Raw genomic sequence first — 14,467 nt, forward strand, 5'->3', positions numbered from 1 at the left:
GATAAGACATGCTGGTGATTTCTGAGTTTAAAAAGCAGGTTACAGATCCGACACGTAGGGAGGCTGCGCAGGAGCGTTTTCGGCTGGCACGCCGGTTTTTAAATCCGCTGTACCCGCTCATCCGCAAAGGTTTTGCCCACAGCAAGTGCACGGTGCAGGCGGCTTTTGGCCGCGCCATGTCGCATACGCTGACGAATGTGATACAGGGCGAATATCCGGATTTTGAGTTAGTGCCCGCCCTCGCAAAAATCAGCAATGGCATGCTGTCTCCGCTCGCGGTGAATACCTGTGTACGTACGTCCAATACGATTCAGCTGAGCTGGGATGTAACCGAATCCAACATCAAAGATTATAACCAATGGGATGACCAGGTCATACTCTGTGCTTATGATATTATTGGCGAGCAGGCAGCCATCAATGAACAACAGGTGCTGCGGAAGGATCTCCAAATGACGATCGAGCTGCCATCCATCCTGCATGATCGGCCGGTGCACCTGTACCTTTTCCTACATGATCGTGATGAAAACCTGTATTCCAGAAGTCAGTACCTCGGTCTTTTCTAATGAATAGCTAGCGTATGAAATCAACGATAAAAGTTCTCCGCACAAAACAGGGCAAGCATAGCACGTTGTCCGAGATCTACCTGAACAATCAGTTTGTCTGCTACGGACTGGAGAATATTCCGCGCCCCGTGAAAATAAGGGGCGAAACCGCTATACCTATCGGGCATTACCCACTGGGTTTTAATCGCGAGGGGGCAATGAATGGCCATTACTACGACGCTTACCCAAAAATGCACCGCGGTATGCTGGAGATTGGAGCTATACCCAACTTTAGCTATGTCTACTTCCATAAAGGAAATAGCTACAAAGAGACCGCCGGCTGCATTCTGGTAGGCGCACAATATGTACTGGAGGATGGTGATTATCGCCTGCTAGCCTCGGGCGTCGCCTACAAAAAGTTCTATCCGCTAGTGGTCGAACTGCTGCTGCAGGGACTGGTCGAAGTACAGGTCGAATGAGCAGAGGTTTCTGCTATAAAACTGATCATCCTTAAAAAAGTAAACATGAAAAAGATCTTTAATAAAGTAGGACAGGTGCTGCAGCTGCTATTGGCGGCACCTGTAAAGCTGCCGGGTAAGGTGGAGAATGTATTAAAATACCTGGCTTTGGGGCTTGGTATCGTAGAAACGGTATTGGATGAGGCTAAGCCGCAGCCAGAGGTGGATGATGGCAAGGAGCTGCAGGAAGGGAAAGACACTCCGGACGATGGCGAAAGGAATCAGGTGGCAATGGATGATACGATGTCGGCAGCTGAATCGCCTACCGATAAGGATGCTTCGGTGGGCGTCAGGGAGTATAAGTCCGTTAAAAATGGAAGCGAAGATACCGTAGAAAGGAGCGCGATGGATGAAAGTGAATGATATCCGCGTCTCGGCCATCGGCGGTACCATCTGTTCCATTTGGGCCAGTATCTCGCTGGGGGATGTATTGCAGACCGCCCTGACGGCAGCCTTGGGTACCTTGGTCAGTTTCGCTACAAGTAGGTTATTGGCGAAATTGGGTAAACGGAACAGATGAGTAGAACAACAAGGCGCACGAGATTGTGCGCCTTGTTGTAAAGCAACATCTTCATTTGTAAGGCAAAATCCTCAATTTTTATTTTCTCTTCATTTCCGAAAATAGCCGATCCACATCTTTCTTGGCGAATAGCCCAGTCCCTTCGGCCATCGTCGTGGCCGAGCCACAGGCGATTCCCATTTGAAGGACATGCTCCAGATCTCCCTGTTGGGCTAAAACAGACACCATTCCGGCAACCATACTGTCACCTGCGCCCACCGTACTGCGTACCTTTACCAGTGGGGAAGGTAGCTGGATTCTTTCTGTTTCTGAATACAATATAGCGCCCTGGGCACCCAGAGAAACCACGATTAGCGTAGCCTTCCCCTGCGAAATTAGCTGCTGGGCGGCCATATCCAGATCGGAATGCCCCAATTCCTCTTTTCCCACAAGCGCAGCAAGCTCTCCGGCATTCGGTTTGATTAAAAAAACACCTTCCTCCAATGCAAGGCGAAGTGCATCGCCAGATGTATCAATTAGTATTTTACTACCCTTCGTTTTGTACGTATTGATCAGTGATCGTATAAATTCGGGTGGCACCCCAGTCGGAATACTACCGCTGATAACGACAAAATCCGGAATATACGTTAGTTCCTCAATCGAAGTCCTAATCCCCTCCAGCTCGTTGGATTCAAACTGTTCTCCTGGAAACCCGAACCGATATTGCTGATTGGTTGCGCTGTCAACCACAATAAAATTTTCGCGGGTCTCGCCATTCACCCGGATTGGATCTATAGCAATATCTTCCAGCTTCAATAAGCTTTCGAGCATACTGCCTGTCTTTCCCCCGGAAGTAAAAAGAGCAGTTGAAGCCAGACCAAGTCTTTTCAGGGCACGAGATACGTTGATTCCTCCGCCACCAGGCTGGTATATAGGCTTTTCACAGCGTAATTTCTTTTCAGGAACGATATGTTGTACGCTCGTACTCTTGTCTACGGATGGATTCAGGGTGATTGTTAAAATAGATTTTGCCATTTGTTTACATTATAACTGTAGTATATTCACTTTACTGCCTGCTGAATACTACCAATTATATAAAAAATAGTTGATATTATATAACCTATAATGGATTATAAATCAGAACTTTGTTTATACTATTCGATCACTTCGAAGGTTTAGCCATCCTAACACAAATTCGGAGATAGGGGTGGGTGGATGTCGAAATTTTAAACAAAAAATTAGATATCATGAAAGCGGTTAAGTATTTTGTAGTTATTTTTTTCTCTATTTTCTGCACTGCGATCTGCGCACAGAATGTCAACATAGGTGCAGAAATTACTGCAGCACTAGAGAACAATACATATCTTTCCAAGCTGAATTATCCAAAATCGGTTTTCAGGTTCTATACGGATAATTATTCAGGATATCATTGGACAGATAGTCGGCAAAGGCAAGAACAATCGAAAATAGCGCTCTTACTGCTGACGAAGGCTGATCACTATGGCCTCTCACTGTCCGATTACCATCTAGAAGCACTTTCTTTGGAAAAATTAGAACAATGGGCAGATTTTCCCTCCGAAAAAAATCAGAAGGAAAGAACGCTCTTTGATATACTGCTCACAGATGGCCTAATTACCTTTATTAATGACCTTCACTTTGGAAAATATAATCCATTATACCAAAAAACTCAGATTGATACCAGCAGGATCAATGGATTTTGTGCAGATGAAATATTATCGACAGCGCGAATGCACACGGATTTCCAAGGAGCAATACTTAAGGCCCAGCCTAGTTTAAAAGCCTATAGTGATCTTCAGACTTATCTAGATCGTTCACACACGGCAAATGATCGTATTGTTTCTCAAACCGAAATGGGTAAGATCATCATAAATATGGAACGCCTGAGATGGATCAATACGCAAAGCGCCTACTATATTATGGTCAATATCCCTTCATATACATTGGAGCTTCATCAGGGCGACGAGATGTTCGGCTTTAAGATTGTGGTAGGAAAGTCAACAACAAAAACACCTGTTTTGGAAAGTGAAATCAGTTATTTTTCAACGGCACCAGACTGGCGAGTTCCGCAAAGTATTTTCCGTAAGGAAATGCTACCCGAAATGATGAAAGATAGGAGCTACCTAGCTGATCATAATTATTCGATCTATGACGGATCAGGTAATAAAGTCACCGTAAATGCATCAAAATTGAGACAGATCAACAACAGTCCTAATAATTATAGTGTAAGGCAATCCTCGGGTCAGGACAACGCATTGGGTGCCGTTGTCTTTAGATTTGAAAATCCCTATGCCGTATACCTGCATGATACCGCTCAGAAACAATTTTTTGATCGCGAGAAAAGGGCGCTCAGCCATGGCTGTGTACGTGTGGAAAATGCGGATCGTCTTGCCGCCATGCTATTGGCTTACGATGGTTCAGAATATAAAGTTTCAGAGCTGGAAAACGCGATACTATCTTACGAAAAGAGAGATTTTGTGCTGAGTGAGCCCGTGCCTATTATAATTACATACCTGACCTGCCTTATAGAAAACGGAAAGCTTATTTTGTACACAGATATTTACCAATTTGACAGATCGCTGGAAGGCAAATTTAATCAAAATAGATAACGGAATGAGGACAGCATAACATCGCAGCTTATATGAGCTATGTCTAAAATAAAAAGATTACTGCTTAGTCAAAAATAATAATGATCGTCGTAAAAGACATCAAAATCCGATGAATTAAACTGATTGATATAGAAACACATGAGTATTTATTCTTTTAAGGTACCTATTTTCTGATTTTTTGGAATATCTTAAAATATTGGAGAAGGGTACCAAAAGTTAGTCGATGTTTGTCTCATAAATATTTTGAAACAAATTGCCAGGCAAACATGTTTGTTTTATAGCTACTTTGTTTTTGTGATAGATAATTTAGCCTATTTATTATTTGTCCTATTGGACCAACAGACATGAAGATTATCATTCAAAATATGGTGAGCCGTCGTTGTAAAATGATGGTAAAATCCGAACTTGACAAATTGGGGATAGTCTATACATCAATTGAATTGGGCGAAGTCAGATTAGCACAGCCTATTTCTGAGAATATCAAACTAAAGCTCCAGGAAGCATTGCATCGATCGGGGCTGGAATTGCTCTACGACAAGAGAGCCGAATTGATCGAACGGATAATCAGTATTATTGTCGAAATGATCCATTATTCCAAAGAAGTCCCGGAAGTTAATTTTTCGACTTTATTGAGTGACAGGCTAAAAAAAAACTATCATTATCTGGCTGAGATATTCTCCAAAACAAAGGGGATCACGATCGAACATTTTATCATACTGCATAAAGTAGAAAAAATTAAGGAATTGATCCTTTACGGGGAATTGAACCTCACAGAAATATCATACCAGCTTCATTATTCGAGTGTATCGCATCTCTCCAGGCAGTTTAAGCAGGTCACGGGGCTGACACCTACATTTTTCAAAAAGCTTCCACTAAGAAAGCGAACAAACCTAGAAGATCTTTAATACTCCTCAGTCTACCTACCAATTATACAACAATCCATGCGAATTGTATAACCTATATTGTTTTATTAATCAGAACTTTATTAGGAAGCAATAATCTAGTTGTTTCGTAAATTTTAAGCTGATGAAAACAGATGCAGAATTGCAGAGAGATGTCGAGCGGGCAATCCAATGGGAACCCCAGTTGCATTTGGCGGAAATCGCTGTTACGGTTGATGAGGGAATTGTTTCTCTCGCTGGTTATGTGGACAGTTATGCAAAAAAACTGGAAGCTGAAAATGCCGCAAAAAGAGTTCATGGCGTGCGGGCATTGATTGAAAATATTGAAGTTCAATTTCCAACTAACTGGGCAAAAACGGATGCTGAAATCGCAAATGAGGTGTTGGCTTCTTTGCGGACTGCCTGGCTAGTTCCGAAAGACAAAATCGGGATTAAAATTGAAAATGGATGGGTCACATTGGATGGTGAACTGCAATGGAATTATCAACGGGAAGCGGCTAAACATGCTGTAATTTACCTTATGGGTATCAAAGGAGTAACCAATAATATAAAGGTTAAATCCGATACGAACAGCGCGATTGAGAAAAAAGATATTGAAGATGCTTTAAAAAGAAGCGCTATTGACGGTAGTAATCTCCTTGTGATGGTTTCAGGCAGCACGGTAACCTTAAGTGGAAAAGTAAATTCCTGGTATCAAAAAGAAGAGGCAGAACGGATCGCATGGAACACCCCTGGTATATGGGAAGTGAATAACGAGCTATCTATTGATTATGAATATGCCTTTAGTTAATAAGAGATTGTTTATAAGAACAATCCAATAGAAAAGAGCCACCATATATACATAATACTAAATTCAACTATATTTAAGAGCATCCGTAAGCGAGATGCTTTTAAGTATATTGTTCAACAACTGTTAACTTGATCTTTCATGCTATCCATTAGTGTTTTTGAACTACTTTACTAAAAGTGCGGCACTCATCCTATCTCTTGTCTACGATATTCTTTTATGATCGGTAAAGGAAACACCTCTAATGGTATCATGCCGTTTTTTTATTTGAGCTGTGTACGCTATTAAATCCTTTGCAAAAATTATTCTATTTAAGAAAATGAAAACTTTAACACTAGTTCTGATTGCCATAATGACCTTATTGGGGTGCAATCAGTCCGCCGACAGGCGAGCCACAATGGTAAAACAAGAAACCAAAGATATCGAGACTGGCTCCGATACGGTTAAAACAAAAAGAATAGCAGTCTGGCACCGATTTAAACTGGAGTCTGACAGTGCTATTGCGAAAATGGACAATGACCTTTTGAATCTACAGGCTAAGTTGGCCAAGGCAAATTCGAAAGATAGGGCTAAGCTCGATGACGATTATAACAAATTAAAAATTGAAATCGCAAGATTGAAGGAGAAAATTCGCCAAAAGAATGTAGCATTCGACAACGATATGCAACATGCTAAAGATATGACATTACAAGAAAATGAACAGTTTAAAAAAGATGTGAAAAATGATATTGATAAACTCGGAAAATCTGTCGATCAGCTTTTTAAAGATGACAAAAAATAAGCATTATTACTAGATGCTGATGCACTGAATATGATAGCAAGTAATAAAAAGCTATTGGACGAAATTTCTCCAGAGACAATTATTACACCTCATATCGACAGAGTTTGACAGGTTGTTTGGTGAACATCAGAATAACGATGAACGAATAAACACGGCCCTAGAGAAATCAAAAGAATCGATGATCATTACGGATATTATTAAAAATTTTGGAAATGGATTTAAGAAAATAAGAACGTAAATTATTTACAACCATTCCCGAAGATTTTGTCGGAAAATTACAGATATAGAAAATTATAAAATAAGATGGAAACCAGCCATATAAGTAAAAAGGAAATTTTACCTGGCGAAGAAATACAATGTAAGGACATCAGAACAGGTATTTTGAGTTTGCTGAAATCGGATTTTCCGGATATGTATAACGATGATTATATTTCTATAGATGAATTAAATCAATATAGAAGGCTTTATCTTACTTCGCTTGTTGTTCAGGAACGAGGAGAACTGGCGATTATAGATAAGGATGTAATAACAGCGATCCGAAACAATTCGATTCTCTCCGAAGATATACAAGAAGAGTTGGAGGCACAGCTAACTGTAGGTCAAAAACTTGCTGATAGCGTTGCAAGATTTGGAGGAAGTTGGATATTCATCATTACCTTTTTTTCATTTATCCTTGTATGGATGATTGCTAATATTATTGTTCTAAGCAGGCAACCCTTTGATCCGTTTCCTTTCATTTTGCTCAATCTCCTGCTTTCCTGTTTAGCAGCAATTCAGGCTCCGATCATTATGATGAGCCAGAATAGGCAGGAGCAAAAAGATCGTGTCAGGGGCGAACATGATTATAAGATAAATCTAAAAGCAGAACTGGAGATAAAACTGCTCAGTGAAAAAATAGACCATCTGCTCATTCATCAAAGCAAAAAACTGTTGGAGATACAAGAGGTACAAACAGATTATTTGGAAGATGTACTAAAAGAGCTAAAGAAAAAATAGCTGTAATCGTCGCGCACCCCGACGATGAGAACTTATACCACTGAACTGATAAATCCCGTTATGATAAAGATCAAACCTCTACAATACAAAAACGTTGCATCATTTCTCTGACCGACTATGTACCTTTTGTGGGACCTGAGCTTTTTTGCAAAGTATAATTGAGCTTTTTTACCAAGTTGAATAAAAAGGGTACCGCTAAATTTGTGCTATAAATAATAACAAAATGAAAACAGTCAATACGATTTATAGCAACGGGGAATTTGTAAGCCCGCACGGAACGGAAATTTATGACCTCATCAATCCGTCTACGAATCAAAAGATTGGTGAAGTCACTTTAGCAGATGTAACCGACACAAAAAATGCCATTGCAGCAGCAAAAGCTGCCTTCCAGACATTTTCAAAATCCACCGTTTCGGAACGTATCGGTTATTTAACAAAACTGAAAACTGCGATTGAAAAGAGAAGGCAGGATTTTATAGATGCGATGATTGAAGAGTACGGCGGAACACATCAATTTGTCACCATGAGCAACGCACATACCGGAGCCTGGTTTGACAGCATGATCGAAGTGCTTAACACCTTTGAATTTGAACGGACAATTAACGCCGCATCGGTGCGATTTCAGCCTGTCGGTGTTGTCGCGATTATTACGCCCTGGAATGCCAGTAACAGTTCGGTGGCCAGTAAAGTCGCTACCGCAATCGCAGCAGGATGTACCGTAGTCGTCAAACCCAGTGAAATGAGTGCTTTGCAGACGAATGTGCTCATGGAAGCTTTTCACGAAGCCGGTTTACCAAAAGGTGTTATCAATGTGGTAACAGGTCTCGGAAATGTAGTGGGCACGGAACTTACCGAGAATCCCGGAATTGCCAAAATTTCATTTACAGGTTCTACAGCCGTAGGAAAATCCATCGCTAAACGGGCGGTCGATACCATGAAACGCATTACGCTCGAACTGGGTGGAAAATCGCCGAATATTATACTGGATGATGCAGACCTCGATAAAGCAATTCCGATGGCCGTATACGGCGCTTATATGAACAGCGGGCAGGCCTGTATAGCGCCGACAAGACTCCTGGTGCCGCAACATAAGCTCGATCGGGTAAATGCCCTAGCAAAGGCCACTGCAGAAAGTATGGTTGTCGGCCTGCCACAAAATGTAGATACCAATATCGGACCGATGGTTAGCGTGAAGCAGTTTGATAAAGTACAGCAGTATATAAAAACGGGAATTGAGGAAGGGGCAACCTTGTTGACCGGCGGATTGGGAAAACCTGAAGGCCTGGAGGAGGGTAATTTTGTGAAAGCCACCATTTTTACAAATGTCAGCAATGCGATGACCATTGCGCGGGAAGAAATTTTCGGTCCCGTTTTGTGTATTATTACTTATCAAACCGAAGCGGAAGCCATAGAAATTGCCAATGATACGCCTTATGGACTAGCTGCCTACATCTCATCGGCGGATAGTGAAAGGGCAAAACGTGTGGCCGCAGAGATCGATGCTGGGCGGATCTGTATCAATGGATTCAGTCACGACCCATTGGTTCCGTTTGGCGGATTCAAGCAGTCGGGCATTGGACGGGAATATGGTGTATATGGTTTGCAACCTTACCTTGAAATCAAAGCCGTACTAAGCTAAATTTTTATACATTTGACAAAGCGTTGTCGTACGCACGGCGCTTTGTCTTGATCGATAGTCTTATGATAGAAAATTCGGATATTGTCTATTCCTGTTACCACCAGGTGAGCAGAAAAGGGGAAAATTTTGTGGCTCAGCATACGATTTCATATCAGCTGTCGGGAAGTTTTATATTGTCCGACAATAAAGACAAGCATACTGCGCATCCGGGCGATTTTCATCTCATCAGAAAAAACCAGCTGGTGAAATTTGCAAAGATTCCACCACCAAACGGCGCCTGTGAAAGTCTGAATATCTACCTGAGTGACGAAACGCTAAAGAATTTTGCGAATGAGTATCAGCTGAGATCCGAACATTCAACCGTAACGGAAGCGCTGGTTAAAATTGATGTCAATGCGGTTCTCGAAAATTTTATCGTGTCGCTGAAGGCCCTTCTTCAAAGTAATTTGAATAATAAATCACTCACCGACCTCAAAATCAAGGAACTTTTACTAATCCTCCTTCAGACGAAACCAGCGCTCAAAAATATCCTGTTTGATTTTTCTGAACCGCATAAAATAGACCTTGAGGCCTTTATGAATCAGAACTACAGGTATAACGTCAATTTAGAGCGTTTTGCCCGTCTAACAGGTCGGAGCCTTGCTACTTTCAAACGCGATTTTGAGAAAGTTTTTCAAACCTCGCCGCACCAGTGGATTCTGAAAAAAAGACTGGATGAGGCACATTATCTGCTAAAGGAAGAAAAGCGGTCTGCTTCTGATATCTTTGTTGATCTGGGCTTTGAAGATCTGTCGCATTTTTCCCATGCTTTTAAGAAACAGTTTGGCTACAGTCCGAAAAGCCTACCTAATACCGAAAAGCCTACCTAATATTTAGAGAACTAAGCGGCGTTCTGAACTTCTTTCTTTATTGATATACCCCTTAAATTGGCTCCGTCACTTGGTTTAATTTTGAAATACTCGATCAAGGATAGCAGTGATAAGACAGCAATTAACTGCAATGCCAAACTAAAATCCCGCATCTGATAAACCGTATCCTGATAATAACTGCTTGCCAGGTGTAGCGTCACTGCACCTAGGGCGATACCCATACCAAGTGCCATTTGTTGTGCCGTATTATACAGTGTATTTGCATTGCTCATCTGTTCGTTTGGCACGTCTGCGTAGGCCAGGGTATTTAGACTTGTAAATTGGAGCGAGCGTGTAAGGCCCGAGAAAAAGAATACAATTGCCACAAGCCAGATCGGCGTTTGTATGGAAAGCAGGGAAAGTCCGGCGGTTACCAGTGTTAAAATAATCCCGTTGCCGATCAGGACCTTGCGGAAATCATACCGCCGTGTTATCCACATGGCTACCGGTTTCATACTCATACTACCGAACATGTTGGCCATATAGAGGAGTCCGGCGTGAAAAGGGCTCAGTCCAAAACCCAGCTGTAACATAAGGGGCAATATAAAAGGAGCAACATTGATCACCATACGGGTAATGGAGCCTGAATATACCGTAATCCGGAAGGTTTTTACGTTCAGAATACTATAATCAATCAACGGATACTTGATCCGTTTGGAGTGCCAGATCGAAACGGCCATCAGCGCAAAGCTCGCCACAATTGTCGCAACTGGTTTTGTATAATCGCCTTTGGCTGCGCCGATCATTTCAGTTCCCAGCATAATTCCGGCAAGACCGATACCGCTGATAAAAAAACCGATAATATCAAGGGGACGGTTATTTTCGGAATCCATCGCTGGAATAAATTGATGCACTGCCCACAGCGCAAATACACCGACGGGTATATTGATAAAGAAAATCCAGTGCCAGCTAAAATAGGTTGTAAAAAATCCACCCAGCACTGGGCCGATAATAGGGCCTAATAACCCAGCCCAGGCAATATAACCGATCGCTTCAACCAGATCTTTCTTTTCGGTGTGCTTGAGTACAATAAGACGTCCCACCGGTACCATGAGGGCTCCGGCAGTACCCTGGCAAATACGTGCAATGACGAAAGATGTTAGGTTGGTACTCAGTCCACATGCGATTGAAGAAAGTATAAATCCGATAATCGCCAAATTGAAAACTTTTTTTGCGCCGTAGCGGTCGGCAATCCAGCCGCTGATTGGAATAAATACAGCTAACATGACGGTGTAAGAGGTAATACCTGCACTGAGGTGTACAACATCACTCTCAAAATCATGTGCCATTTTGGGTAAGGCCGTCGATATCGCTGTGGTGTCAAGCATCTCCATAAGTAAAGTGCCACCTACAATGAGCGATATGATGCGCGATTCTTTCTTCATCTTGCTCTTCTTAAATCCCGAACGGGAAACATTTGCGACAAAAGTAAGCCTATCGTAAAAAAGAAAAGTCATTTAAAGGCAATTAAATGACCAACATGCCCGCGTATGTGTTTGCTAAGAACCGAAGAAAAGAACTTATAATATTAACAATTTTTACATTACTGAGCTGGAAGCCGTACCTTAAATGTGGTTCCGCCCGCTGAATTGCTCTCCACGGTGATATGTCCATTATGCAGTTCTACAATTTCACGGCAGAGATAAAGGCCTATGCCGAATCCAGAGATTGTTCCGACCTTATCTTTTCCTGCCCTGTAAAATCGCTCGAAAATCTGATCCCGGTCTTCTTCGGCAATACCCATACCCTCGTCACTGACAAAAATCTCTACATCCTGATTTACCGTGGGCAAATAGCCAAATGTAATCTGGGTTCCTATCGGCGAATATTTGGCCGCATTTTCCACAAGATTTTGGACTACCTGCGAAATTTTATTCGGGTCAGCATCAATGGATAGACTTTGCGTCAGGTCAGCGACGATCTGATGGGAGTTTATCCTCAATTTAAATTCATCTTCAAGTTCGGCAAATAATTCCTTCAGATCAAACACTTCTCTTTCTATCATCATTCTGCCGGAGTCGAATCGCGAGATGTTCAAGAATCCATTGATTAAGTTCTTCATATTGCGAACTTGTCGAAGGGATTTCATTGTAATGTCTTGATAACTCGTGTTTGCTGTAAGGAATGCCTGACGCTGCATCAATTGAAGATAGGCGTTTATAGAGGTCAGGGGTGTCTTCAGTTCGTGGCTAACGATGCTAATGAAATCATTTTTCCGCTGTTCCTCAGCTTTTTGTTCGGTAATATCCCGTAAAGTACCGTTCAGACTTACTGCTTTTCCCTTGGCATCGTAAAATACTTTACCACGTGCCTGCACGAGTCTAACGTTCGGGTACTGCGCATGGACAATACGGTATTCAATAAAGTAATTGCCGTCCGACTTTTCGCTAAGAGCATCAGTTATGGCAGCCATTACACGTTGCCGATCCTCTTCTATGATGGAAGAAATAGCGGCTGATAAATCCAATTGATCCACATCGGCTAAACCAAACCATGATTTTAACAGGGCATTTCCGGAGAACAGATTATTTTTGGGCTCGTAATAGAACGTCGCAAGCTCTCCGGCATCAATAGCCATGGACAGCATTTGTTGATCTTTTTCACTTTTCCGCCGTTCAAGGACTTGGTCGGTAATATCTTCAAGGATAATCAGAATTCCAGTGACTTTGTTGTCAGTTGAAAAAATAGGTTGATAGATCGAGTTTACGATAGCCTCTCGCAGTCCGTCATTGTGACGTAGCAATATGGAGAGTTCATTGTTTGTTTTCCGTACGCCTTTTTCGAACGCTTCCCGGAGCCACTGGTTCATGGGCTGGCCTTGCAGTTCGGGCCTTGCGATTTCGTGGGGCCGGCCCTGCACATCCGCTAACCGATGGTCCCAGATTTTTAATATTGTCGGATTGGCTATGTCAATAATAAGTTCCGGCCCCTTAAGCATCGCTATGCCAACCGGTGCTTGCTCAATAATTGTCCGCACTTGTTCACGGCTTTCTGCCAGAAGGTGTAAGGAACTGTTGAGCTCATCATTTGTAGCGGTCAATTCTTCGAGCGTTGCCGCCATTTCCTCCATAAGCCCTTGTTCCTTTTTTTCTTTTTCCTGTATCTGTTGCTGATGCCGCCTTCTTAAAGTAACATTGCGGGCGGTGTTTAAAATACACCAGGTTTTATTGTTTTGGTCTAATAGGGCTCTATATTCATAATCGAAATAGTCAGTCACCGGAACACCGTTTTTAACGAGTCTGGCTGGTGCCTCGGTAACGGAATAGGATTTGCCCGTACGCCAAACCTCTTGCAGAATAGCTAAGAACGGCTGGTCTTCCAGTTCGGGAATAGCACTGATCAGCGCTTTGCCAATAACGGATGCGTCTTTGCCCCAAAGGGAAAGCATGCCTTCATTGGCAAACTGAATGGTCATCTCTGTTCCAGTATAGATTGACGTCGGCTCTGGAGAACAGCTCAGTGCCTGTAAGATAAGGTCTTCGCCAAATGAGGCACTACCAAATTTTTTCTTGATGTCCATTAGACCAAAGATAAAGAATACATTCTATAGGGTAACACATTATCTTCCGCTTTGGGAAGTAAAGTCTTGAAGAAAGCCGAACCGTCTGCTTTCTTTATGAAAATCCTAGCGAAAAGTTGCTTAAGGCTTCGCATAAGGTAATCGTTCAATCCGGCTTGTGGTATGATAGCTGTCAAGACCGCTAGAGGTAACTGTCCCGGCTTCTTCGATATCGATATAACCATCCTCTTTTAAACAGTTATCGGGCACGAAAGCTGTTTTTATTTGGCCGATGATCAATGTTGTGCCGTTCAGCTCAATGGCTGTTTTCTGAACAAAGCTGCAGGCGAATTTTATTTTGCTTTCTTGGACAAAAGGGACCGGAATATTTTCCAGGTATTCAGGGCTTAGTCCGACCTGTTCAAATTCGCTAACACCTTTTGGATATTTTGCACTACATTGGTGTGCCTCATGTACAAATTCGGGTGAGACATGATTAATCGTATACCATTTCTGCTCCAGGATATTATCCAGGGTGCTGCTAAAATCTGTCGCCGGCCGAAGTATAATGCCACAGAGTGCCGGATCTGCGCCCAGGTGGAACAAACTGCTGAACGTGGCAAGGTTTTCATTTCCGTCCCTGTTTTTTGTACCGATCAATACCAGGCTTTTAAAGCCGCCCAGCGAGTTTATAAAATTAGCTCTGTATCTTCTTTCAAATGCAGCAATTGTGTTCTCATTATAAATCATCGTTTATGAATTCTTATTT

General features: G+C 42.3%; 15 protein-coding genes. 11 read left to right on the plus strand and 4 right to left on the minus strand.

The genetic code is table 11. The features are described from left to right. The first annotated feature begins 8 nt into the window (after window positions 1-8). The 4 genes from M2419_RS06380 to M2419_RS06395 are packed head-to-tail and all read left to right on the plus strand — an operon-like array spanning window position 9 to window position 1,580. Entirely contained in the window at window positions 9-563 is a 555-nt protein-coding gene (locus M2419_RS06380) for a DUF6266 family protein (protein WP_259254562.1), read from the plus strand. A gap of 14 nt (window positions 564-577) precedes the next feature. Next, window positions 578-1,021 (plus strand): DUF5675 family protein, encoded by a 444-nt coding sequence (locus M2419_RS06385; protein WP_259254563.1) that lies wholly within the window; start codon window positions 578-580, stop codon window positions 1,019-1,021. 45 nt (window positions 1,022-1,066) lie between these two features. Next, window positions 1,067-1,423 (plus strand): hypothetical protein, encoded by a 357-nt coding sequence (locus M2419_RS06390; RefSeq protein ID WP_259254564.1) that lies wholly within the window; start codon window positions 1,067-1,069, stop codon window positions 1,421-1,423. Continuing rightward, complete coding sequence (locus tag M2419_RS06395) at window positions 1,410-1,580, plus strand: hypothetical protein (protein ID WP_159726295.1); 171 nt, start codon at window positions 1,410-1,412, stop codon at window positions 1,578-1,580. The genes M2419_RS06390 and M2419_RS06395 overlap by 14 nt, the downstream gene beginning before the upstream one ends. Window positions 1,581-1,658: 78 nt before the next feature. Here the strand turns inward: M2419_RS06395 and M2419_RS06400 are convergent, their stop codons facing one another. Then, window positions 1,659-2,594: a 1-phosphofructokinase family hexose kinase gene (locus M2419_RS06400; RefSeq protein ID WP_259254565.1), complete on the minus strand. Its 936-nt coding sequence runs from the start codon at window positions 2,592-2,594 to the stop codon at window positions 1,659-1,661. A 212-nt stretch (window positions 2,595-2,806) separates the two neighbouring features. Between M2419_RS06400 and M2419_RS06405 the strand changes: the two genes are divergently transcribed. The 7 genes from M2419_RS06405 (at window position 2,807) to M2419_RS06435 (ending at window position 10,160) form a co-directional block, all read left to right on the plus strand. Then, entirely contained in the window at window positions 2,807-4,186 is a 1,380-nt protein-coding gene (locus tag M2419_RS06405) for a L,D-transpeptidase family protein (RefSeq protein WP_182331762.1), read from the plus strand. A 344-nt stretch (window positions 4,187-4,530) separates the two neighbouring features. After that, window positions 4,531-5,091, plus strand: a complete 561-nt coding sequence (locus tag M2419_RS06410; protein ID WP_159726317.1) for an AraC family transcriptional regulator — start codon at window positions 4,531-4,533, stop codon at window positions 5,089-5,091. Window positions 5,092-5,212: 121 nt separating this feature from the next. After that, entirely contained in the window at window positions 5,213-5,878 is a 666-nt protein-coding gene (locus M2419_RS06415) for a BON domain-containing protein (protein ID WP_259254567.1), read from the plus strand. A 316-nt stretch (window positions 5,879-6,194) separates the two neighbouring features. Beyond that, a complete protein-coding gene (locus tag M2419_RS06420) occupies window positions 6,195-6,656 on the plus strand; it encodes a hypothetical protein (RefSeq protein WP_182331764.1) in 462 nt (153 codons plus the stop codon). Between the two features lie 303 nt (window positions 6,657-6,959). Further along, on the plus strand, window positions 6,960-7,652 hold the full coding sequence (locus M2419_RS06425) for a DUF1003 domain-containing protein (protein ID WP_182981857.1): 693 nt from the start codon (window positions 6,960-6,962) through the stop codon (window positions 7,650-7,652). Window positions 7,653-7,875: 223 nt separating this feature from the next. Next, window positions 7,876-9,291 (plus strand): aldehyde dehydrogenase family protein, encoded by a 1,416-nt coding sequence (locus M2419_RS06430; RefSeq protein WP_259254568.1) that lies wholly within the window; start codon window positions 7,876-7,878, stop codon window positions 9,289-9,291. A 62-nt stretch (window positions 9,292-9,353) separates the two neighbouring features. After that, entirely contained in the window at window positions 9,354-10,160 is an 807-nt protein-coding gene (locus tag M2419_RS06435; RefSeq protein WP_259254569.1) for an AraC family transcriptional regulator, read from the plus strand. An 11-nt stretch (window positions 10,161-10,171) separates the two neighbouring features. Here the strand turns inward: M2419_RS06435 and M2419_RS06440 are convergent, their stop codons facing one another. The 3 genes from M2419_RS06440 to M2419_RS06450 all read right to left on the minus strand — a co-directional run bounded on the left by M2419_RS06440 (window position 10,172) and on the right by M2419_RS06450 (window position 14,448). Beyond that, the gene (locus M2419_RS06440; protein WP_259254571.1) at window positions 10,172-11,656 is read right to left on the minus strand and encodes a DHA2 family efflux MFS transporter permease subunit; all 1,485 of its coding nucleotides are present in this window, start codon (window positions 11,654-11,656) and stop codon (window positions 10,172-10,174) included. An 86-nt stretch (window positions 11,657-11,742) separates the two neighbouring features. Then, the gene (locus tag M2419_RS06445) at window positions 11,743-13,719 is read right to left on the minus strand and encodes an ATP-binding protein (protein ID WP_259254573.1); all 1,977 of its coding nucleotides are present in this window, start codon (window positions 13,717-13,719) and stop codon (window positions 11,743-11,745) included. A gap of 120 nt (window positions 13,720-13,839) precedes the next feature. Then, window positions 13,840-14,448, minus strand: a complete 609-nt coding sequence (locus tag M2419_RS06450; RefSeq protein ID WP_159726329.1) for a flavin reductase family protein — start codon at window positions 14,446-14,448, stop codon at window positions 13,840-13,842. Between the last annotated feature and the right edge of the window lie 19 nt (window positions 14,449-14,467).

Origin of the sequence: Sphingobacterium sp. BIGb0116 (genome assembly GCF_024808035.1) — a bacterium.
Taxonomy (GTDB): Bacteria; Bacteroidota; Bacteroidia; order Sphingobacteriales; family Sphingobacteriaceae; genus Sphingobacterium; species Sphingobacterium paramultivorum.

What these genes read in the sequence shown, in the direction of transcription:
- M2419_RS06395 (WP_159726295.1), top strand. Translation starts at nt 1,410, where the DNA reads ATGAAAGTGAATGATATCCGCGTCTCGGCCATCGGCGGTACCATCTGT.
- M2419_RS06405 (WP_182331762.1), top strand. Translation starts at nt 2,807, where the DNA reads ATGAAAGCGGTTAAGTATTTTGTAGTTATTTTTTTCTCTATTTTCTGC.
- M2419_RS06400 (WP_259254565.1), bottom strand. Translation starts at nt 2,594, where the DNA reads ATGGCAAAATCTATTTTAACAATCACCCTGAATCCATCCGTAGACAAG.
- M2419_RS06425 (WP_182981857.1), top strand. Translation starts at nt 6,960, where the DNA reads ATGGAAACCAGCCATATAAGTAAAAAGGAAATTTTACCTGGCGAAGAA.
- M2419_RS06430 (WP_259254568.1), top strand. Translation starts at nt 7,876, where the DNA reads ATGAAAACAGTCAATACGATTTATAGCAACGGGGAATTTGTAAGCCCG.
- M2419_RS06415 (WP_259254567.1), top strand. Translation starts at nt 5,213, where the DNA reads ATGAAAACAGATGCAGAATTGCAGAGAGATGTCGAGCGGGCAATCCAA.
- M2419_RS06445 (WP_259254573.1), bottom strand. Translation starts at nt 13,719, where the DNA reads ATGGACATCAAGAAAAAATTTGGTAGTGCCTCATTTGGCGAAGACCTT.
- M2419_RS06420 (WP_182331764.1), top strand. Translation starts at nt 6,195, where the DNA reads ATGAAAACTTTAACACTAGTTCTGATTGCCATAATGACCTTATTGGGG.
- M2419_RS06385 (WP_259254563.1), top strand. Translation starts at nt 578, where the DNA reads ATGAAATCAACGATAAAAGTTCTCCGCACAAAACAGGGCAAGCATAGC.
- M2419_RS06435 (WP_259254569.1), top strand. Translation starts at nt 9,354, where the DNA reads ATGATAGAAAATTCGGATATTGTCTATTCCTGTTACCACCAGGTGAGC.
- M2419_RS06450 (WP_159726329.1), bottom strand. Translation starts at nt 14,448, where the DNA reads ATGATTTATAATGAGAACACAATTGCTGCATTTGAAAGAAGATACAGA.
- M2419_RS06390 (WP_259254564.1), top strand. Translation starts at nt 1,067, where the DNA reads ATGAAAAAGATCTTTAATAAAGTAGGACAGGTGCTGCAGCTGCTATTG.
- M2419_RS06440 (WP_259254571.1), bottom strand. Translation starts at nt 11,656, where the DNA reads ATGACTTTTCTTTTTTACGATAGGCTTACTTTTGTCGCAAATGTTTCC.
- M2419_RS06380 (WP_259254562.1), top strand. Translation starts at nt 9, where the DNA reads ATGCTGGTGATTTCTGAGTTTAAAAAGCAGGTTACAGATCCGACACGT.
- M2419_RS06410 (WP_159726317.1), top strand. Translation starts at nt 4,531, where the DNA reads ATGAAGATTATCATTCAAAATATGGTGAGCCGTCGTTGTAAAATGATG.